Genomic DNA, 21,082 nt, shown 5'->3' with positions numbered 1-21,082 from the left:
TGGGAACATTGAATGAACGCATTCTTCAAGGGCGCGGGCAACCTGCTGCGCATCGTTTGGGTATGGAGCTTGTTGCTGGTGCTTTCCAGCGCGTGCCTGGTGTGGTTTTTCGGGCCTGTGCTGGCGGTGGATGACCACCGGTTCTGGCAAGGTGCTACGGCTCGGCTCGTGACTATCAGCGGGCTGTTTCTGCTATGGGGGCTGGCGATGGTCATTGCGGGCGCACGCCACAGCGCAAGGTCCAAAACCGACGAAAGCCGGGCCGACCGTCAGCATCCGGGGCTGGTAGAGGATGAGCGCAAACAGGTACGCGCCCGTTTCAAGGACGCGCTGCACACCTTGAAAACATCTCGCCACTATTTCGGGCGCAGCGTGCGCTCACGCAACGAACTGCCCTGGTACTTGTTGATCGGACAGCGAGGCAGCGGCAAGAGCGCTTTGCTGGCAGCGAATGGCTTGCAGCGCCCGCCGGATCACCTTCAAGCCGCATCATCAGGGGCCAGCGCCTACTGTGACTGGTTCTTCGCCGATCAGGGCGTCCTGATGGAGAGTGCCGGACGCTACCTGGACCAGCCCGACCGCGCGGTCGATGCCGCAGGTTGGTCAACATTACTCGGGCTGCTCAAGTCCAGGCGGCGAGTACGTCCACTCAACGGCGTGGTGGTGACGTTGTCGGTGGACACGCTGTTGGGCAGCAATGAGCATGATCTGGAGCGCCATGCACGGCATGTGCATTCCAGGTTACAAGATATCCAGCAGACGCTGCATATCGATATTCCGGTTTATCTGGTGCTGACCCACGCTGACCACATCCCAGGCTTTACCGCGTTTTTTGATACGCCGCACGACAGCGCCGCAGAGGGCGTACTCGGTGAGCTGATCACTGGCAGCCACACGGGTGTGCCTATGGCGCAGGTGCGCCAGGTGTTCGAGACGTTGCTGCAGCGCCTGAGTGGCGAACTGGTGCAGCGCCTGCACCAGGAGCGCAATGTCGAGCGCCGTGGCTGGATGCTGGGTTTTGTGCCCCAGGTGGCACGCATCGGTGAGCGTTTATGCCTGTTTATCGAAGTTGCGTTCTGCGCCCATCGCAATCAGCGCATCCAGGGGTTGCGAGGTTTCTATTTGACCTGTGCCGGTGAGCGGCACGAACGCTTTGTCCAAGGTCTTTTCAACCAGGTGATTTTCGCCGAGGCCGATCTTGCGGGGCTGCACGCCGAGGAGCACCGACGCATTCGTTGGCAGCAGGCGGGATGGGCGAGCGCCGTAGCACTGGTCATCGGTGCGGCGGGCATGCTCTGGGTGCACAGCTATGGGATCAACCACCAACGCCTGGAGCTGTTGGCGCAGTTAGGTCAAGTTAATACGCCAGCCCCGGACGATGCGGACCATACGTTGGGGTTACTGACATTGCTGGACAATCGCCTGGCGGCCACCCGGGTGTTTCCGCCGGTGTCAGAGGCCGGCGTGCTGGAGAGAGCCGGACTGTTTCAGGGTGAAGTGAGCCGACCACCGTTGGTCAGTGCCTACAACGACGCCCTGCAGCAAATGGTCGCCCAGGTCGCTTCGCTGCTCGAAGAACAGGTGCGGTCGAGCCTTGGGGATCGCGAACGGTTACTGGATAACCTGCGCGCCTACCTGATGCTCAATCTGCGCGAGCGACGTGATGCCGGGTGGCTGGCGGAGCGCGTGGCGACTCGGTGGTCCGAGCGCTATGCCGGTGAGGCTTCGACGCAGGCGCGCCTGAGTGAGCACTTCGGCCGGCTGCTTGAACAACCTTTTGCCGCGCCACTCAATGATGAACTGGTCGCCCAGGCTCGCCAGGTGCTGCGCGGAGAGTCGCTGGCAGACGTGGTATATCGCGTGCTGCGCGAGCAATCGCACACGCTGGAGCCCAGCCGTCTCACCGACGGCACTGTGTTCATGGCGCTGGACCAACCGATTTCCGGGTTTTACAGCAAGCGCTATGTGCAGTATTTCGACCAGCAAGGCCCGCGATTGGTTAACGCGATTGTCCTGGACAATTGGGTGCTGGGGCAGGCGACTGACCTCAGTGCGATGGAGTTGCGCCGGTTGATAGTCGAGCTCGAACAGCGCTATTTCAGCGAGTACGCCGATGCGTGGAGCCAGGCCCTGGGCCAAATCCGATTACGCGAAACCGAAAACCTGCGCCAGGACGCCGAACAACTGGCGAGCCTCACCTCGGCGCAATCACCACTGGTGTTGTTGTTACAGCAGGTGCGTGAAAATACCCGTTTGCTATCCACTGATGACCCAATGTCAGCGGTGCCCCACGAGGCCGGTGACGTGGCGGCTATCGCTCAGTCGATGGCTGCCCGTGTACGCGCGGGTGTTTTGCCCAAGCCCACAGGCGATGACGCTGCAAGACGCGCCTTGCAACGCCGTTTCGAGCCTTTGCATCAACTGCTTGATGAGCAGCAAAACCCGGGTGAGCAACTGACCCAGGCGTTGCGCCTGCTTGATGCTGTGCACCTGCAAATGGCAGCGCTGAACCGCGAAGGGTCACCGGAGCAGGCGGCTTTCCAGATGGTGAAACGGCGTATGGAAGGGCAACAACCTGGGTTGGGACAGTTACGCGATATTGCCGCACGTTTGCCGCTGCCGCTCAAAGGTTGGGTCGAGGGCCTTGCCGACGACAGTTGGCGGCATTTGTTCGATGAGGCCTATACGCATGTGAACCAACGCTACCAGAGCGAGGTGTATAGCCTGTATGCCAAGGCTATTCGCCAGCGTTACCCGTTCAATGCCCATGCCAGCAGCGACGTGGCCCTGGGCGACTTCGAGGAGTTTTTTAAACCCCAGGGCGTGCTGGCAAGGTTCCATGAAACCTACCTGCGCCCGTTTATCAGCGCCGACGGCGGGCGTTATCGCTTGCGCGGCCTGGAAGGCCAGAGCCTGCCAATGTCGCGCGCGCTGCTGGAGCAACTCGGCAAAGCGCAGACCATCCGCCGTGGTTTTTTTGGTGGCGACCCAGGCGAGTTGTCGGTTCGATTTACGTTGGCACCTTATAGCCTGGATCAGGCGGTCAGCCGCGCGGTGTTGAGCTTTGGCGGTCAGCAGTTGGAGTACCGTCATGGGCCGATTGTGCCTGTGACGTTCCAGTGGCCCAGCGAGGTGGAAAATGGTCGCAGCAGCCTGGTATTGGAACGAGGTGCACAGCGGCCGTTGGGCATCGAGAAGAACAGCGGGGCCTGGTCGTTGTTCCGGTTTTTTGACTTGCTGCACAGCGAGCCCGCCAGTGGGCGCGATGCGCAGATACTCAAGTCCGACCTCGCTGGTTTGCGTGCCAATTACCTGTTGGTCAGCCAGCGCACACCCAGCCCGTTTCAGATGGACACGTGGCGCACGTTCCGTTTGCCGGAGCGGCTGTGACCGCGCCGCAAGCCGCCGCAAACAGCGCGGCACGTACTCAACGTGGCAAGGCCAGGCAGCGCAACGAAGATGCGTTCCTCGACTGCCCCCAACAAGGTTGCTGGGCGGTTGCCGACGGTATGGGCGGCCACCGGGCCGGACACAGGGCCAGCCAATGGGTGGTCGACAGCCTTGCCGCGTTGCCGGTCCACGGTACGTTCGATCAGCGCATCGATGCGGTGCGGCGATGCCTGCAACGGCTCAATCAGTGTTGGGGGGATAACACCTCACCGCCGGCCGCAGGTCGCGACGACAGGATGGGCAGTACCGTGGTGGTCCTGCTGCTGGAGGGCCGGCGCGCAGCGTGTATCTGGGCGGGGGACAGCCGCTGTTACCTGTGGCGAGGCGGGCGGTTGTATCAGCTGTCGCGCGATCACTCACTGCTGCGCCAATTGATGGATGAGCAGCGATTGAGCCTGGCGCAGGCCCAGGCGCATCCCGACGCCAGGGCATTGACCCGCGCCGTAGGCGCGCGGCACCCGCTGAAACTCGAGGTGCTGGAGTTGGGCGCGCACCCAGGCGATGTGTTTGTGCTGTGCAGTGACGGTATGTACCAGGCGATGACGCACGCCGAGCTGGGCAGCGCCATGGACAGCGGTACGCCGCAACAGGTGGTGGCGCGGCTGTTCACGGCGGCGCTACGCGGGCCGGCGCGGGATGACCTGACGGCCGTGGTGGTGCGCGTATGACCACGGCACCTGGCATGCCCACCTTGCTGGCGGGGCGTTATCACCTGGAGCGCGTGTTGGGCTCGGGCGGCATGGGTGTGGTCTACCGGGCGCGCGACCTGCTGCATGAGCAGTTTGGCGAGCCCTGTTCCAGCGTGGCAATCAAGGTGCTCGGTGAGAATCTCCGCCTGGCGCCCGATGCACATGTGCTGCTCTACAGCGAGTTTGCCCTGACCCGCAGCCTGCAGCATGAGCGCGTGGTACGCATGTTTGCGTTTGAGGTGGATATCAGCAGCCAGATCGCGTTTTTCAGCATGGAGTTAATGCACGGTATGACCCTGGACCGGCTGCTGCTGGAGTGTCCCGATGGCTTGCCGTGGCGTGAGTTGCAGCCTCTGGCTGTGCAGCTGCTGGATGCTGTGGCGTATGTGCATCGCCAAGGTGTGCTGCATGGGGATGTGAAGCCGGTGAATATCATGGTGGGTGAAGAGGGTATTCGTTTGTTCGATTTCGGCCTCGGGCAGGCGACGGCAGAGGCGATGGCAGGGCTGGCGAGTGTGTGTCGCGACCGGTTCAATGCCTGGACAGCGGCTTATGCTGCGCCGGAGTTGTTGGCGGGCGGTGCATTGACGGCGAGTGCTGATCTGTATGCGGTGGCGTGTGTGGTGTATGAGTTGGCCCATGGCAAACGCTTGGGCGAGCGTCGGGCCACTGAGCGGCTGGAGCGCCCCCGCCAGCTGCCCGCAGCGTGCTGGCCAGCCTTGCGCTTGGCGTTGGCGATGGATCCTGAGCGCCGAACGATCAGCGTGGAGGCGTTGGGCGAGGTTATGGCGCGTTGTCGATGGCGCTGGTTCAGGTAGCTATGGGTGCCTGCCAAGGTATCGATTTGGCCTACGCTGTGTATCGGTTGTTCTGTGGGAGCTGGCTTGTCGAATCGTCGCACCGCTGCGATGCAGACACCTCGGTGTGTCAGGTGCACCGAGTTGATGCCATCGCAGGCAAGCCAGCTCCCACATGACCTACCCAGCCAACTCATGCAGCCGGCAGTACTCTTCCCACCCCAACCCCGCCATCTGGGCGACTTCTTTATGCACTTCCAGGCGCTGAGCCTCAAAAGTTTCAGCCGACTCGGCCGTCAACTTGAGCGTCAGCTCCCAGGCAAACAGATTCTGGCGCTCAGCCTCGGCCTCGAAAGCTTCATGCAAGCGCTCGGCGCGATACTGCGCGAGGGTTTCGCCTTTGGCTTGGGCGGCCAGAGGGTTGAGCGTATCCAGTTGCGAAGCCACCTGGGGGTGTTCACTCAAGAAACGGTCCAGGGCGCGCTGGTGGTTATCACCGGGTTCTGACAAGGGCTTACTCCTGATGGGATGAAGTGAATAGATGGGGTCACGCACAAGGCTTTGCAATCAGCTGGCGGGCAGGCGGGCAGGGTCGCTGGCCTGGGCATCGAGAAAACGGGTTTGAGCGCTGACCCGACGGCCCCGATACACCGCGCAATCTGAAATTAATTCTGAATAATTAATTGTAGTGCGGCAAAAGCCTTTCGCTACCGGTAGGTGGCCGTGTAGCGTTACATGGGATTTTTGGGCACTGCCAAGCATGGGCAGAAAGCGATACGGGCAGAGGGACGGGGCATGGCGCAAACGCTGTTCAAACTTTTCCTCACCCAACGCCTGGCGGCCTTGGCCAGTACCGAATCATTGCGCGCCATCCGTGAAGGCTTGCTGTGGATCCTGCCGTGCCTGCTGGTGTCTGCCGGTTTCCTGATCTTGGCTGAATGCGCCAAGGTGCTGGGCTTCGATCCGCAGGTGGTGGCCTTTCTGTCGGGGTTGCATAACCAGATCAGCTCGGTGATCCCGCTGCTGGTGGCGGCATCGATTGGCTACATGCTCGCCATCCAGCACCGGCTGCCACAATTGCCAGTGGCATTTTTGTGCCTGGCCCACGTGGTTATCGCCACCTTTGTATTGCGCGACTACCCGCGAGCATCGGCGACGTTTGTATTGTTTATCGCCATCGCTTCGCCGCTGTTGAATGTGCCGACGATCGCCTGGCTGCACCGTTTCCGCTGGACGCGGCTGGTCAACGAAGACTTGGTGGGCCACAACCTGCGCGGCACCATCAACATGGTGGTGCCCGGCGCGATTACAGCGCTGTTGCTGGTGGTGGTGTTGTCGTTGATGTTGCAGATTCCCTATGTGGCGCAGCTACAGGGGCCGCAGGTACTGGATGCATTGCAAACGCCGTATGGCAGCGGATTGTTTGTGACCTTGATGAATTCGCTGCTGTGGTTTTTCGGCATTCACGGTGTGTACGCCATGCAGCCGCTGTTTGATGTACTGGACCAGGCCGTAGTGCTCAATGGCGCCGCGCTGGCGGCGGGTGAACCGGTCAAGTACCTGCTCAACAGTGGCCTGCTCGGTTCTTTCGCGTTTATCGGTGGGTCGGGCGGGGCGTTGTGTTTGCTGCTGGCGATCCTGTTGTTTTCCAAAAGCCAAACCATGCGTTTGCTGGCAATGGCCAGTCTGCCGCTGTCGTTGTTCAATGTCAGCGAAGTGCTGTTGTTCGGCTTGCCGATCATCCTTAACCCACGCTTGTTTATCCCGTTTCTGCTGGTGCCGGCGTTCAACACCCTGCTGGCATTGACGGTGGTGCAGTTGGGCTGGGTATCGCCGGCAGTGGCCAGCGTGCCATTTACCGCGCCAGTGCTGCTCAATGCCTACCTCAGCACTCACGGCGACGTGGCGGCGGTGGTGCTGCAAGTGGTGCTGTTGGGGCTGGGCACGCTGGTGTATGCGCCGTATGTGCGCGCGATTCATCGCCAGTCCAGTGAGGGTGGCACGGTGTACCTCAAGTCGTTGGACATGACCTTCCGTGGCCTCGAAGAGAAAGGCCGCCTGCTGGAATTGGACCCGGTGTTGGCGTCCCACAAGGCGGCCGCCCGTCAGGCAGTCGAATTGAGCCGTATCCAGCAGATCAGCGATTACGAGTTCTACCTGGAATTCCAGCCGCAAGTCTCGACCCGCACCGGCCTGTGCACCGGCTGTGAGGCGCTGATGCGCGCGCGGGACAGCCAGGGCACGGTGCATTCACCCTGGGAGTTCCTGCAATGGCTGGCCCAGGCGCGGTTGATGCCGGATGTTGATCTGTGGGTGGCGTCCCAGGCCGTGCGCCAATATCAGAAGTGGCAAAAGATCGGCTTTGCCTTGCCCATGACCATCAATATTTCCAGCGCCACGCTCACTCACGCAGGCTATGGCGAGCGCCTGGTGGAGATCCTCGCCCAGGCCTGTGGCCAGATCTCGGTGGAAATCACCGAAGATGCATTGGTGGGTGATGTCCAGGCCACCCGCCAGACCATCCAGAGGCTCCAGGCGATCGGCGCCAAGGTGTATATCGATGACTTCGGCACCGGGTTTTCGGCCTTGAGTTACCTGCATCAGTTTCCGGTGGACTTTATCAAGATCGACCGCAGTTTCGTGGTGGCCCAGCGCGACCCCAAAGGCGCCCAGGTGTTGACCGGCATGTTGCGCTTTTGTGAGGCGCTGAACCTGGGCGTGGTGGTCGAGGGCGTGGAGACCGCCGAGCAGTTGGCCTTTTTGAATACCGGCACCGAGCTGTTTATCCAGGGCTGGTATTTCAGCAAGGCGCTGCCCGGCGACCTGCTACCGGGCTTTGTCCGCAGGCGTGCGGCGGCTCAGGCTTAAGCGTGGGCGGACGCGTATTCGCGCCGGGTTTGTTCAATCGCTTCGACCAGATCGTCGATACCCGCCAGGCGTGCACGGTTGTCATGGTCCCAGGGGTGAAAGCCCGGTTTGAAATAGTGCAACCACGGCCGCAGCATGCGTGGGAACACGCCCTTGGGCCCGTATAGAAACTTGAGCATGCGCCAGAACCCCTTCAGGTGCCCACCGGCTTTGCGGTCGGCCAACAGCAGGCGCACATGGAAATCAAACACGACCAGCCAGAACAGCAGCGTGGTGGTCAACATGGTGCCGGTGCGCAACAGATAGCGCATCGGCCCAGGCTTGATCACGGTGTTCCACACATCGAACGCCACGGCCTTGTGCTCGGTTTCTTCGAGGGCGTGCCAGTACCACATCTGCTGGTAGCCCTTGAGTGACTCGCCAAAACGCGACGGGTCGCTGAGCAGGATTTCCGCGAGCATCGCTGTGTAGTGTTCCAGGGCGATGGTCACCGCCAGGTTGAACGACGGTGGCAGGTGTTTCTTTTGCAGGTCGAGGAAGAACTTCAGGCGCTTGTCGAGGGTGTGCGCCGGCAGGCCGGCCGCTTGCAAGTGATCGTTGTAGGCCACGTGTTCGCGGCTGTGCATGGCTTCCTGGCCGATAAACCCCTGGATTTCTTTCTTCAACGCCGGGTCGTCGATGCGCTGGCGGTAGTGGCGCACGCTGTCCATGAAAAACAGCTCGCCCTGGGGAAACAGCAGCGACAACGCGTTGAAAAAGTGCGTGATGAACGGGCCTTGTTCGTGCCAGTCCTTAATGCGCTCGGCAGGCAAGGCAAAACGGATATCGCGACGGATCGGCAGCATGGTGCGTGCTCCTCTTCAGAGTCGGGTTTCGTCGTTGGTTTCGAACACCGGCGTGCGCGGTTTGGGCGCCATACGCTTGCTGGCGAACACCACCAGGGCCTGATAGGCCGCCGGCAGGCAACGGGCGAGCAGGTCGAGAAAATACGCGTCGCGACCGATCAGCACGCGGCGCTTGTTCTTGCGCACGGCGTGCAAAATCACCTTGGCGGCCTGGTCGGCGTCGGTGATGAAGAGTTTTTCGAAGTCGGCGCGGGCCTGTTGCTCGCTGTGGATCAGAAAGCCGGTCATGTTCGCGTCGATGCGGCTGCTGCGGCAGATATCGGTGCGAATGCCGCCGGGGTGCACGCAGGTGGCGGACACACCGCAGCCTTGCAGGTCGAGCTCCTGGCGCAGGGATTCGGTAAAGCCGCGCACGGCAAACTTGGTCGCGTTGTAGCCGCTCATGCCCGGCTGGGCAAACAGGCCGAACACGCTGGAAGTATTGATCACATGCCCTTCGCCGCTGGCTTTGAGGTGCGGCAGAAACGCCTTGGTGCCATGCACCACGCCCCAGAAGTTGATGCCGACGATCCACTCAAGGTCGGCATAGTCCACACCCTCGACGGTGCTCGACAGCGCCACGCCGGCATTGTTGAAGATCAGGTTGACCTGGCCATGCTCGGCCGCGCAGCGTGCGGCCCAGTCTTGCACGGCCTGGCGGTCGGCCACATCGACGACGTGGGTGGTGATCATGATCGGCGACAAGGTTGAAGACTTGATCAGCGCCAGGGTGTGTTCCAAGCCTTGGCTGTTCTTGTCCGAAAGCGCCAGGTGGCAACCTTCGCGCGCCAATGCGAGGGCCAGGGCACGGCCCATGCCGGAGGCTGCGCCGGTGATTGCCGCCACGCGGCCATTGAATGACTTCATGACAGGCTGCCTTCTGCAGTGGGTTGCGGGGCCACAACCGCGCGCGGCGCGGAGGCCGGCAACGGGTTGGCGAGGTAGTCCTTGAGGGCAAAGTGCCGGGTGATTTGCTTGAAACGCCAGGTCGATCCGGGCCACAGCGTGGTGTTTTTGCCGGTGCGCGGGTCCAGGTACCAACTTTGGCAACCACCGGTGTTCCAGATGGTGCGCTTGAGCTTGTCCTGCAGTTGCTGGTTGTAAGCCTGTTCGATGGCAGGTTTGACCTCGACCGTGGCAATGCGCTGGTGCTGCATGTGCTTGAGCGCATCGAGGATGTACCTGACCTGGGCCTCGATCATCAGGATCATCGAATTATGCCCCAGGCCCGTGTTAGGCCCGACAATCAGGAACAGGTTGGGATAACCCGGCACCGTCGTACCTTTATAGGCGTGGGCGCCGTCGCGCCAGGCGTCCATCAGGTCGACACCGTCGCGACCGATGATGCAGTCGCGGGGCAGCGGGTCGGTGGCCTGGAAGCCGGTGCCGAAAATCAGGCAGTCGGCCGGGTGCTTGATGCCGTCGCTGGTGATCACGCCATCGGCTTCGATGCGCAGCACCGTGTCGGTGACCACCTCGACATTGCTGCGTGACAGCGCCGGGTAGTAGTCATTGGAGATCAACACGCGCTTGCAGCCGATGGTGTAGTCCGGCGTCAGGGTTTTGCGCAGGGAAGGGCGCGCCACCTGTTTGCGCAAGTGGCGCAGGGCGATCTTCTGCACCATCTTCATCAGCCGCGGGTGCAGGGCAAAGCCCACCACGCGGCCTTCCAGCGCCCAGTAAAAGGCGCCGCGCACCAGGCGTTGGGTAAACGGCAGGTGTTTGAAGGCCCAGCGTTCGAGCCTTGAAATCTCGCGATCCGGCTTGGGCATGATCCACGGTGGCGTGCGCTGGAACAGGTCCAGGTGCGCCACCTGCGGGGCAATCTGCGGCACGAACTGGATCGCACTGGCGCCGGTGCCGATCACCGCCACGCGCTTGCCTTTCAACGAATAGTCATGATCCCAGTGCTGGGAGTGAAAGCGTTTGCCCTTGAAGCTGTCCAGCCCTGGAATATCCGGCAACGCCGGGCGTGACAGGCCGCCCATGCCCGACACCAACACCCGCGCGCTAATCTTGCGGCCATCGCTGAAACTCAGTTGCCAGCGTTGCTGCTGCTCATCAAACACCGCACGTTGCAGGCCCATGGCGAAGCGCAAATAGGGCGCCAGCCCGAACCGCTGCGCGCAGTGCTCAAGGTAAGCGCGGATCTCCGCCTGTGGCGCAAATTGCCGCGTCCAGTTGGGGTTGGGCGCAAACGAATATGAATACACATGGGACTGCACGTCGCAGGCGCAGCCAGGGTAGTGGTTGTCACGCCAGGTGCCGCCCAGGGTGTCGGCCTGCTCGGCGATAAAGAAGTCGGTAAACCCGGCTTCCTTGAGTTTGATCGCCATGCACAGGCCGGCAAAACCTGAACCGATGATGGCGATGTCGATGGAATCACTGTGGGCATTCATAGGCTGTCCCTCATGGGCATCAGATGTGCTCCTGTTTTTGTTTTGTCTTTTAGATAGAACACCATTGCAAAGAAAAAATGAATTAATTATTTTAAAAAAGATTTTAAATAATCTACCTGAAAATATCGCCTACGCTAGGACCTTGTTCGCAATGTGCGCCTTGTCCGACAGACGCGCACGTTATGCAGCAAGTCCGGGTCCAGGGTGTGGACGGTGGCTGAGGCCTTGACCAATACCGGTCAGGGAGCAGCAGCAGGGAAGCAGAGGACCGAGCTATGGCGGTTGAATGGGTTGTTGCTGCGGGTGTGTTGGTGGGCGCCAGTGCGCTGCTGTGGGGCTTGAGTGCCTGGATGACACGGCGTATAGAAACCACCGTTCCGATCAACGGGCGTTTCGTCGAGGTCGATGGCGAGCGCTTTCACTATGTCGAAGAAGGTAAAGGCCCACCGCTGGTGATGATTCACGGGCTGATGGGCAGCAGTCGCAACCTCACCTATGCGTTGTCCGGGCAATTACGTGAACGCTTTCGGGTGATTACGCTGGACCGTCCGGGCTCCGGCTATTCCAGCCGTGGCGCCCACACGGCGGCAGACCTGCCGGCCCAGGCCCGCCAAATCGCCGCGTTTATCAAGACCCTCGACCTGGATAAGCCGCTGGTGCTGGGGCATTCCCTTGGCGGTGCGATTGCCCTGGCGCTGGCGCTTGATCATCCGCATGCGGTGTCCGGGTTGGTCCTGGTTGCGCCGCTGACCCACCCGCAGCGCCTGTTGCCGCTGGTGTTCCTGTCACTGGCCGTACGCCCGGCCTGGTTGCGTCGTTGGGTGTCGCACACCCTGACCCTGCCCGTGGGGCTTTTGACCAAAGGTTCGGTGGTCAAGGGCGTGTTCGCCCCCGATACCGCTCCACCGGACTTCGCCACCCGTGGCGGCGGGCTGCTGGGGATGCGCCCGGACAACTTCTACGCCGCCTCCACCGAGATCAACACAGTCAACGATCACCTGCCGGACATGGTCAAGCGCTACCCGCAACTGACCTTGCCCATCGGCCTGATCTATGGCGCGCGCGACAAGGTGCTGGACTTCCAGAAGCACGGCCAGGCCCTGGCCAGCAAGGTGCCGGGGCTGAAGCTGCAAGTGGTGGAGGGCAGGGGCCATATGCTGCCGATCACCGCCACAGAGCGTGTGGTGGCGGTGGTGGAGCAGATTGCCAAGCGCGTCAAACCGCCGCAAAACGACCCGCTTTCGCAACGGCCATTGGCCCTGGTGGGTAAGTAGCTGGGTAAGTAGCTGGGTAAATGATTGTGCAATCCGACTCGCGGTTCAACGGCGTCGATGCCTGCTTTAGACACCTGACCAAACGGCTGAAAAAGAGACTGCCCGGTCACGTTAAAAAGCCTTCGAGAAACTAGTTGACGACCTAACGATTCCGCGCTATTAATTTTAAAAAATTATTTCAATGTGTAATTTGAAACAGTTTTTGAAATGCCTAAGAGCGAATAAAATAATGAAAAAAACGCCTTTTATCGCATACCCAACCTGCCTCGTTCGGAGGCTGCCATGAATCAGACTATGGCAAGCCCAACCGTCTGGACCGACGGCAAGCGTCACCTCTGGTGGCTCGGCATCATGCCACTGGCAACCCCCTTGCTGTCCGGCGCCCTGGCAATTACCACCGGCGTACAGCAACTGTGGTGGGTCGGTGTGCTGGTGATCTTCGGCCTTATCCCGCTGATCGACGGCCTGCTCGGTGAAGACGTCAGCAACCCACCCGAATCCGCCGTCAACCAACTCGAATCCCAAAGCTACTACCGCTGGATCGTCTACACCGGTGTGCTGTTCGTCATCTCGTCGGTGGTGATCACCGGCTGGCTCGCCGCCGGCGGCATCGACTGGATCATCAGCGGCGGTCTGCTGAACGCCACCGCCCACCTGGACCCGTCGAGCTGGCTGGCCAAAACCGCCGCCTTCATTACCGCGCGTACTGAGTTGCACGGTGCGGTCAGCTGGTTCACTTACCTCGGCATGGCGATGTCCACCGGTGCCGCCACCGGCATTGCCATCAACACCGCCCACGAGTTGGGGCACAAACCCAAGCCGCTGGAAGTGTTCCTGGCCAAAGTCACCCTGGCGCCGACCTTCTACGGGCACTTCTACACCGAACACAACCGTGGCCACCATGTACGCGTCGCCACCCCGGAAGACCCGGCCAGCTCGCGCCTCGGTGAGAGTTTCTGGGCGTTCCTGCCGCGCTCGGTGTGGTTCAGCGCCGTGTCAGCCTGGAACCTGGAGCGCGAACGCCTGCGCAAACTCAGCCTGCCGGCCTTGCACTGGAAGAACGCGGTGCTCAGCGCCTGGATGTACAGCCTGGTGTTGTGGGGCGCGATGATTGCCTGGCTGGGCGCGGCAGTGATTCCGTTCCTGATCATCCAGGGTATCTACGGGTTCTCGCTGCTGGAAGTGGTCAATTATGTCGAGCACTACGGGCTTAAACGCCAGAAGTTGCCCAACGGCCGTTATGAGCGTTGTTCGCCTCGGCATTCGTGGAACAGTAATCGGATTGTCACCAATATCTTTCTGTTCCAACTTCAGCGCCACTCCGATCACCATGCCAACCCGACCCGTAGTTACCAGTCGTTGCGCCACTTTGATGAATCACCGCAACTGCCTTACGGTTACGCCAGCATGATTGTCTGGGCCTATGTGCCGTACTTATGGCGACGGCGCATGGACCACCGTGTCTTGAACCACTATGCCGGGGATATCACCCTGACCAATCTTCAACCCTCACAGCGGTTGAAGTATCTGGAGAAGTACAGCAACAGCGCGACGCCGTTTTAATCTGAACTAACGCCTGTGTGGTTGAACTCGGGGTCTGTGTACCGCGCAGGCCTTCATCGCCCAGGATTCATCGGTTTTATTGCAAGTTAGTGGTTTGACCCTACAACAATAATTTCAAGGGAAGGACGTACACCATGCAAAGCCCTGCCACCTTTACCGCCCATGTCATTCTGGCCGCACTGGGCCTGATGGTTTACCAACAAGCCCAGGCTGCGCGTATCGAGCCGGCCGGCAGCGCCTTTACGGCCCAAGGCCCGATCAGCTTTTCCAAGGGTGCGTTGATCAGCGCCGACTGCACCATCAAAGTGGCCGGCAAGGTCGCGGCCAATGGGGCGTCGGTGAATGTCGATAAAGTTGAATTCGACGGCGGCCTGAAATGCAGCCGCGTCGAGGCCATCAACTTGCCGTGGGTATTGATTGCCAAAGACACTAAAAGCGGCTCGATGTCGAACATCAGCGTGGATGTGCATGCCTTCGGTTTAGGCGGCAAGTGCGGCCCGTCGACCGCCGACGGTACTTGGGATAACGCCACCGGCAAGTTGGAAGCGACGAATGTGCCAATCGGCGAAGACTGCAAGATCAAGACGGTGTCGATCAAGATGCCGCCGAACTTCAAAGTGGTCGAATAAACGAATTCTAAAACTGTAGCGGTATAGGTATTGAAATTTGGCTGGAAAGGGAAGTTCTGCAGTTTCACCGTGACCTCTCGATCATGGCCATTACCCCTGGCGAACTGACTCGCCATAACATGTGAGGAAAAACAATGAAAAGCTTGAAAACTCTCGTGTCGTTGACTGCTCTGGCTGTTTGCATGGGTGCTGCTTCCATGGCGAGTGCAGCCACTATTTCTCCTGCAGGCACGGGCTTTTCCACGCCTGCCGGGACCATTGCGGTGTCGTCGCCAGCGTCGTTCGGTGCGCCTGTTTCCTGCAATATCGTGTTCACCGGTAGTGTGGCCGCCGACGGTTCCGCCGCTGCTATTACGGGCGCGACTGTCAGTGGTGCCAACCCACTCTGTGGCGTGCCGGTGCTGTTGGGTCTGCCTTGGACCTTGACGCCAACCTCCACGAGCACCGGTGCAGGTGTGTATGCGGGTACCGTGTCCGGCGTCAACTTCAAGATTGTCAGCAACTGCGCCAGTGGCCCAGTCACTATCAACGTGCTCTACAACAACAACACCCACGCCATCACCGTTCCATCTGCTCAAACGGTCGGCAGCTGCAAAATCACTGCTCTGAACGCCGCTCCAAGCCCAGCACTCACTGTAAATCCTTGATAGCAACGCGTTGGACGTGATGATCACACGTTGAAATGCAGGTGCCCCTCTCGGGGCACCTGTTGAGGAAAACCAGGGACGGTAGGCCCGGCCGTGGTGGATAAAAATAATAAGGAGTGGAGCATGAATAATAAGAAACAACCGGCCCAGACGTTTATCGGCCTGGCATTGTTGGGCGGTCTCATGGTCGCGGGCGGTTCGGTGCAGGCCGGTGGCTTCTCGACTCCTACATTTGGTGCCCAAGGTTGGGGTCGTGCGTTCGGTGGTGGTTCGTTGTTCAAGGACGACCCGTCCTCGGCGTACAACAACCCGGCTGCCATGGCGTTTATCGATCAAACTATCGCGCAGCAAAACGTCATTTATGCGCGCGTCAATATCAAGTTCAAAGGCAATGCCACTGATTACAAAGGCGACCCAGCTTCTGTAGGGGTATTGGACGAGTTTGGTGGCGTTACCTCTACGCCGCGTACGGGTGATGGTGGCGAAGGCGGGTTCACCGCTTGGCTGCCGACCGGGTTCCTGGTGATACCCATTAACGATCGTTTCAGTGTTGGTCTAAGCCAGGTGGTGCCCCAGGGGATGAAGTCGACCTGGGACCCGGATTGGAAAGGCCGCGATTTTGCCGTAGACACCAAAATCGAAACCGTGGGACTGACCGGTTCGCTGTCCTTCAAAGTTAACGACCAGTTCTCTATCGGTGGCGGCGCCATCGTTCAGCATACGAGTGGGTTTGTCAGCCAGAACGTCGACTTGTACGCAGCAGCGGCAGTTTCACCGGGGCTGGGCGGCTTTGGTATTCCCTTTCCATCCGGAGTGGGCCAATCGCTGATTCGGGTCAAGGTCGATAATACGTCTGTGGGCTGGTTTGGCGGCATGGCGTGGAAACCCACCGACCAGGATACCGTTGGCTTCAACTACCACGCCAAAATCAAGAACAAGCTGGAGGGCAAGTACAAATTCAATGCCGACCCAGGAAGTCGGTTACTGATGACTGACGTAGGCGGCGACGGCTTGACGCTGGTTGAGCGCGCTTACCCAGGCTTGAAACTGTTCCCGGACGGTGCCAACGCCAGCACGCAACTGGACATCCCGGCGACTGCTGCCATCGACTGGGTACACGTGTTCAATGACCGCTTCACCCTGGGCGCCAGTGCCTTGTGGACCCAGTGGTCGTCCTTCAAGGCCCTGACGTTGAAGTCTGACGGCAATACCATTGTGTCGATTCCTTACAAGTACAAAGACGTGATGATGTACTCGCTGGGCGGCGACTATAAGCTCACTGACGATTTCACCCTGCGTGCCGGTGTTGCCTATGATCAGACGCCTACCCGTGACTCCACGCGTGACCCGCGCATTCCTGACGGTGATCGTTATTTTGCCTCGTTGGGTTTTGGCTACAACATCAAAGCGGTTCCAGGCTTGAGTGTGGACGGCGCCTACTCGCGGCAGTTTGTACAGGAGGTCAAGCTCAAGACCGTCAACGAAGATCGCCTTGGGGCTGCGCGCCTGGATGGAAAGGTGGACAGCAAAGGGGAGGTGGTAAGCCTGTCGGCCACGTATAAGTTCTAACCCACAATCTGTGCGTGCTCAGGTGTGAAGTGGTCAGTCAGCGCATCTTTCTGGCGCTTCACACCCGTGCTGCAAATGTACTGGTTTTAATGTTTTCCCAATGCAGAAACTGGCTGACTCGATCAGCCTATTTTTTTCGTCAAAGCATTAAATAAAAATTTCAAAACAAAATTTGAATTTGTCCTTTCAAGTTTGTAGTGTGGTTTTACGCCCTCGTTCATCCCGAACGAGCGACGCGCATGCCATACCCTGAATTGAGTAGAGGTATCCCCATGGTTATCTGGTTATTGTTGGGTGTCGCCGCCGCGATTGCCCTGGCCTATCGACAAGCCGCTGCTGCCCTGTGGCTGGGCGTCGGCCTGGTCTGGCTGGCGCTTGGTTATCTGTTCAATGTGGTCGCAGGCTTTGGCGCCAGCGTCGCGGCCATTCTGGTGGTACTGCCCGCCGTGCTGATGACGATCAAGCCGCTGCGCCGCACGCTGCTGACCAGCAAGGCCCTGGGCCTGTTTCGCACGATCATGCCGGCGATGTCTGACACCGAGCGCGCGGCCATCGAGTCCGGCACCGTGTGGTGGGACGCCGAGCTGTTCAGCGGCAAGCCCAACTGGCAGCGCTTGCTGCAAGCCGCGCCTGCCAGCCTGAGCGCCGAAGAGCAGGCGTTTCTCGATAACGAAGTGGAAACCCTCTGCGACATCGCCAACGACTGGGAAACCACCCAAGTCTGGCAGGACATGTCCCCCGAAGGCTGGCAGTACACCAAGGACGCCGGGTTCCTGGGCATGATCATTCCCAAGCAGTACGGCGGCAAAGGCTTCTCCCACTATGCGCATTCGCAGGTGGTGATGAAGCTGTCGACGCGTTGCTCGGCCGCGGCGATTTCGGTGATGGTGCCCAACTCCCTTGGCCCGGCTGAATTGCTGCTGCATTACGGCACCGATGCGCAGCGCAATTACTATTTGCCGCGCCTGGCACGCGGCGAAGACATCCCGTGCTTTGCCCTCACCAGCCCGTATGCCGGTTCCGATGCCGGATCGATTCCAGACCTGGGCATCGTCTGCAAAGGCGTGCATGAGGGCGAGGAAGTGCTGGGTTTCAAAGTGACCTGGGACAAGCGCTACATCACCCTCGGCCCGATTGCCACGGTGCTGGGCCTGGCGTTTCGTGCCGAAGACCCGGATGGCTTGCTCGGCAAGGCTGGTTCGCTGGGCATTACCTGTGCGTTGATCCCCACCTCCCACCCGGGCGTGAACAGCGGTCGTCGGCATTGGCCGCTGAACGCGGTGTTCCAGAACGGGCCGACCACCGGCAAGGATGTGTTTATTCCGCTGGAATGGGTGATCGGCGGCCGCGAACAGGTCGGCAATGGCTGGCGCATGCTGATGGAATGTCTGGCAGCCGGGCGCGCCATTTCGCTGCCGTCGGCCAACGTCGGCCTGGGCAAGGTCGCGGTACGTGGCACCACGGCTTATGCGGCGATGCGCAAGCAGTTCGGCCTGCCCATCGGCAAGTTCGAAGGCGTACAGGCGCCCTTGGCGCGCATGGCCGGGCATTTGTATGCCTGCGATGCGGTGCGCAAGGTCTCGGTGGCGTCTTTGGATGCTGGTGAAAAGCCCTCGGTGATCTCGGCGATTGCCAAGTACCACGTCACCGAGCGCGCGCGGATGATCGTCAACGACGGCATGGACATCGTGGCCGGCAAAGGCATCTGCATGGGGCCAAACAATTTCCTGGCTCGCGCTTACCAGCAAAGCCCGATTGCGATCACCGTGGAAGGCGCGAACATCATGACCCGCTGCCTGATCATCTTTGGCCAGGGGCTGATTCGTTGCCATCCGTATGTGTTCCGCGAGATGGAAGCGGCGCACAACCCGGATCGACGCAAAGCCCTGGAAGCCTTCGACAGCGCGATGTTCGGCCACCTGAGTTTCGTGTTGGCCAATACCGTGCGCGCTGCGGTGCATTCGCTGACAGGCGGGCGGCTGCTTGCCGCACCGGCCAAGACCGACCCGGCGCTGGCGTCCTACTACCGCCAGGCCAATCGGCTGTCGGTGGTGCTGGCATTGATCTCGGATGTGTCCATGGGCGTGCTTGGCGGTGCGCTCAAGCGCAAGGAAAGTATCACCGGGCGCCTGGGCGATATTCTGTCGCAGCTGTACATCTTGTCCTGCGTGCTCAAGCGTTTTGAGGACGACGGGCGGCCCCAGGCCGACTTGCCGCTGGTGCACTGGTCGGCCCAGGACGCGTTGCTGCGCGCCCATGAAGCCTTTGCCGAAGTACTCGACAACTACCCGTCGAAACCGGCGGCAGCCGTGGTGCGTGCCTTGAGTTTCCCGTTCGGTATTCCCCAGCACAAACCCTCGGACCGCCTGCTGGCCCAGGTGGCCGATGTGGTGCAAACCCCCGGAGAAACCCGCGACCGCTTGCTGGCCAATTCCTACATTCCGCGCCCGGAAATCGACAAGCTCGCCTATGGCGAATTGGGCTTCCGACTGTTGCCGCAGGTGGAGCTGATCGAGGCGCGGCTCAAGCCCGCGATCAAGCAGGGCCTGATCGAACCGATGCCGATTTCCGCCACGGCCTTTACCACCTGGCGGGTCAAGGCGCGGGCGCTGGACCTGATCAGTGATGAGGAAGACAGCTTGCTCGGGCGTTACGTGGAATATGCCGACCACGGTATTCAGGTTGACGACTTCCCGCAGGATTTTGGCTTGCTGGAGGCTTTGCAGCAGCGCAAGCAAGCCTTGGAGCCGACGACCAAACGCCGCAGCAGCCAAAGCGAAAACACCTCAGTTAGTTAACACGGTCAGTGTGGGAGCTGGCTTGCTGTGGCGAGCAAGCTTGCTTGCGCTGGGGTGCGAAGCGCCCCCAAAAGCGGGCTCCAGCTACGCTGTCGAACGGGAGCAAGCTCCCTCGCCACAGCAAGCCAGCTCCCACACTGGATCGGGTTCACAGGGAAAGAATGTTTTATGAGTGACAACTACCTATCCTTCGTCAATTCCCCTTGGGGCCGGCGCCTGGCCCGAACCATCGGCCTGCCGCAACCCTTGCCCTTGCAACGCCACCGCAGCGGCCAGCAAGGCCTTGCCAACCCGGTGATTGTCGCCGGGGCAGGGCGCCTCGGTGCGCAGGTGCAACAGCTCTTCAAAGACACCGATACCGTCGCCGCCACGCCGGCAACCCTCAAGGCACCGTCCACGGTCAAGGTGCAGGGCGCGGTGTTCGACGCCACGGCCGTGCTCGACCTGCAACAACTCGACGAGCTCTACCTGTTCTTCCACGCCAATGCCAAGCGCCTCGGCCAGCACGGCCGCGTGGTAGTGCTCGGCACGGCGCCGGAACATTGCCAGGACTTGCCCCAGGCCATCGCCCAGCGTGCCCTTGAAGGGCTGGTGCGCTCGCTGGCCAAGGAATTGCGCCGTGCAATTACGGTGCAATTGATCTACGTGGCACCGGGCGCCGAAGACGCACTGGACAGCAGCCTGCGGTTCTTTTTATCGCGCCGCTCGGCCTATGTGTCGGGCCAGGTGGTGCGCCTGGAAAAACCCGTGGACGCCCAGGTGGCGGTGAACTGGGACAAACCCTTCGCCGGTCGCCGTGCCCTGGTCACCGGCGCCTCACGTGGCATTGGCCTGGCAATTGCCCAGGTGCTGGCCCGCGACGGTGCTCATGTGGTGTGCGTGGACGTGCCCCAGGCCCAGGCAGCGCTGCTTCAAGCCGCCGACAGTGTGAACGGCTCGGCCTTGCCGCTGGACATCACCGCAGCCGATGCGGCCGCGCTGTTGCAGGCGCATGTCAGCCAATACGGCGCATTCGACGTGGTGGTGCACAACGCCGGGATCACCCGCGACAAAACCATCGCCAAGATGACCGAAGCCGCCTGGCGCAGTGTGCTGGCGGTCAACCTCGAAGCGCCGTTGCAGCTCAGCAGCGCACTGTTGGAGGGGCGAGGCTTGAACCCTGGCGGGCGGATTGTGTGCGTGTCGTCGATTTCCGGTATCGCTGGCAACCTCGGGCAAAGCAACTACGCCACCTCCAAGGCGGGCGTGATTGGCCTGGTGGAGGGCCTGGCACCCCAGGCGGCCGCGCTGCAAGTCACGGTGAATGCGGTGGCGCCGGGGTTTATCGAAACCCAGATGACCGCGAAAATCCCGCTGATGATCCGTGAGGCCGGGCGGCGCATGAACTCACTGTCCCAGGGCGGGCAGCCGATCGATGTGGCCGAGACCATCGCCTGGCTGGCGCACCCGGCGTCCGGCGGGGTCAATGGCCAGGTGGTACGCGTGTGCGGCCAAAGCCTGCTGGGAGCCTGAACC

General features: G+C 60.8%; 15 protein-coding genes. 11 read left to right on the top strand and 4 right to left on the bottom strand.

Going from position 1 to position 21,082, the window contains the following annotated elements; genetic code table 11:
• Window positions 1-12 precede the first annotated feature (12 nt).
• The 3 genes from tssM to AB4P96_RS18635 are packed head-to-tail and all read left to right on the top strand — an operon-like array spanning window position 13 to window position 4,957.
• On the top strand, window positions 13-3,390 hold the full coding sequence (gene tssM, locus AB4P96_RS18645) for a type VI secretion system membrane subunit TssM (RefSeq protein ID WP_395599920.1): 3,378 nt from the start codon (window positions 13-15) through the stop codon (window positions 3,388-3,390).
• Window positions 3,387-4,118, top strand: coding sequence for a PP2C family serine/threonine-protein phosphatase (locus AB4P96_RS18640; RefSeq protein WP_099547828.1), 732 nt, complete (start codon window positions 3,387-3,389; stop codon window positions 4,116-4,118). The genes tssM and AB4P96_RS18640 overlap by 4 nt, the downstream gene beginning before the upstream one ends.
• Window positions 4,115-4,957, top strand: a complete 843-nt coding sequence (locus tag AB4P96_RS18635) for a serine/threonine-protein kinase (protein WP_395599919.1) — start codon at window positions 4,115-4,117, stop codon at window positions 4,955-4,957. Before AB4P96_RS18640 ends, AB4P96_RS18635 begins: the two co-directional genes overlap by 4 nt.
• Window positions 4,958-5,116: 159 nt before the next feature.
• Here AB4P96_RS18635 and AB4P96_RS18630 read toward each other — a convergent pair whose 3' ends face one another.
• The gene (locus tag AB4P96_RS18630; RefSeq protein ID WP_017136817.1) at window positions 5,117-5,446 is read right to left on the bottom strand and encodes a DUF6388 family protein; all 330 of its coding nucleotides are present in this window, start codon (window positions 5,444-5,446) and stop codon (window positions 5,117-5,119) included.
• A gap of 285 nt (window positions 5,447-5,731) precedes the next feature.
• On the opposite strand from AB4P96_RS18630, the gene AB4P96_RS18625 reads away from it, so the two are divergent.
• Window positions 5,732-7,804 carry an EAL domain-containing protein gene (locus AB4P96_RS18625; protein ID WP_017136816.1) on the top strand — a complete coding sequence of 691 codons (2,073 nt, stop codon included), beginning with the start codon at window positions 5,732-5,734 and terminating at the stop codon, window positions 7,802-7,804.
• Here the strand turns inward: AB4P96_RS18625 and AB4P96_RS18620 are convergent.
• The 3 genes from AB4P96_RS18620 to AB4P96_RS18610 are packed head-to-tail and all read right to left on the bottom strand — an operon-like array spanning window position 7,801 to window position 11,087.
• Window positions 7,801-8,649, bottom strand: a complete 849-nt coding sequence (locus AB4P96_RS18620; RefSeq protein ID WP_099547831.1) for a metal-dependent hydrolase — start codon at window positions 8,647-8,649, stop codon at window positions 7,801-7,803. The two genes, AB4P96_RS18625 and AB4P96_RS18620, sit on opposite strands and share 4 nt — an antisense overlap.
• Window positions 8,650-8,664: 15 nt before the next feature.
• Window positions 8,665-9,555 (bottom strand): SDR family oxidoreductase, encoded by an 891-nt coding sequence (locus AB4P96_RS18615; RefSeq protein WP_017136814.1) that lies wholly within the window; start codon window positions 9,553-9,555, stop codon window positions 8,665-8,667.
• A complete protein-coding gene (locus AB4P96_RS18610; RefSeq protein WP_395599918.1) occupies window positions 9,552-11,087 on the bottom strand; it encodes a flavin-containing monooxygenase in 1,536 nt (511 codons plus the stop codon). The genes AB4P96_RS18615 and AB4P96_RS18610 overlap by 4 nt, the downstream gene beginning before the upstream one ends.
• Window positions 11,088-11,362: 275 nt before the next feature.
• Here AB4P96_RS18610 and AB4P96_RS18605 point away from each other — a divergent pair, with 275 nt between their 5' ends.
• The 7 genes from AB4P96_RS18605 to AB4P96_RS18575 all read left to right on the top strand — a co-directional run bounded on the left by AB4P96_RS18605 (window position 11,363) and on the right by AB4P96_RS18575 (window position 21,079).
• Window positions 11,363-12,361, top strand: coding sequence for an alpha/beta fold hydrolase (locus AB4P96_RS18605; RefSeq protein ID WP_099547833.1), 999 nt, complete (start codon window positions 11,363-11,365; stop codon window positions 12,359-12,361).
• 282 nt (window positions 12,362-12,643) lie between these two features.
• Complete coding sequence (locus tag AB4P96_RS18600) at window positions 12,644-13,924, top strand: alkane 1-monooxygenase (RefSeq protein WP_395599917.1); 1,281 nt, start codon at window positions 12,644-12,646, stop codon at window positions 13,922-13,924.
• 134 nt (window positions 13,925-14,058) lie between these two features.
• The gene (gene praA / locus AB4P96_RS18595) at window positions 14,059-14,553 is read left to right on the top strand and encodes an alkane oxidation protein activator PraA (RefSeq protein WP_017136810.1); all 495 of its coding nucleotides are present in this window, start codon (window positions 14,059-14,061) and stop codon (window positions 14,551-14,553) included.
• Window positions 14,554-14,687: 134 nt separating this feature from the next.
• Entirely contained in the window at window positions 14,688-15,200 is a 513-nt protein-coding gene (praB, locus tag AB4P96_RS18590; RefSeq protein ID WP_017136809.1) for an alkane oxidation protein activator PraB, read from the top strand.
• A 123-nt stretch (window positions 15,201-15,323) separates the two neighbouring features.
• On the top strand, window positions 15,324-16,769 hold the full coding sequence (locus AB4P96_RS18585) for an outer membrane protein transport protein (protein WP_017136808.1): 1,446 nt from the start codon (window positions 15,324-15,326) through the stop codon (window positions 16,767-16,769).
• A gap of 272 nt (window positions 16,770-17,041) precedes the next feature.
• On the top strand, window positions 17,042-19,567 hold the full coding sequence (locus AB4P96_RS18580) for an acyl-CoA dehydrogenase (RefSeq protein ID WP_395599916.1): 2,526 nt from the start codon (window positions 17,042-17,044) through the stop codon (window positions 19,565-19,567).
• A gap of 168 nt (window positions 19,568-19,735) precedes the next feature.
• Window positions 19,736-21,079: a 3-oxoacyl-ACP reductase gene (locus AB4P96_RS18575; RefSeq protein ID WP_395599915.1), complete on the top strand. Its 1,344-nt coding sequence runs from the start codon at window positions 19,736-19,738 to the stop codon at window positions 21,077-21,079.
• Window positions 21,080-21,082: the final 3 nt, after the last annotated feature.

Source organism: Pseudomonas sp. B19125 (assembly GCF_044218855.1).
GTDB classification, from domain to species: Bacteria; Pseudomonadota; Gammaproteobacteria; order Pseudomonadales; family Pseudomonadaceae; genus Aquipseudomonas; species Aquipseudomonas edaphica.
This window is presented reverse-complemented; position numbering and strand designations above follow the sequence as displayed.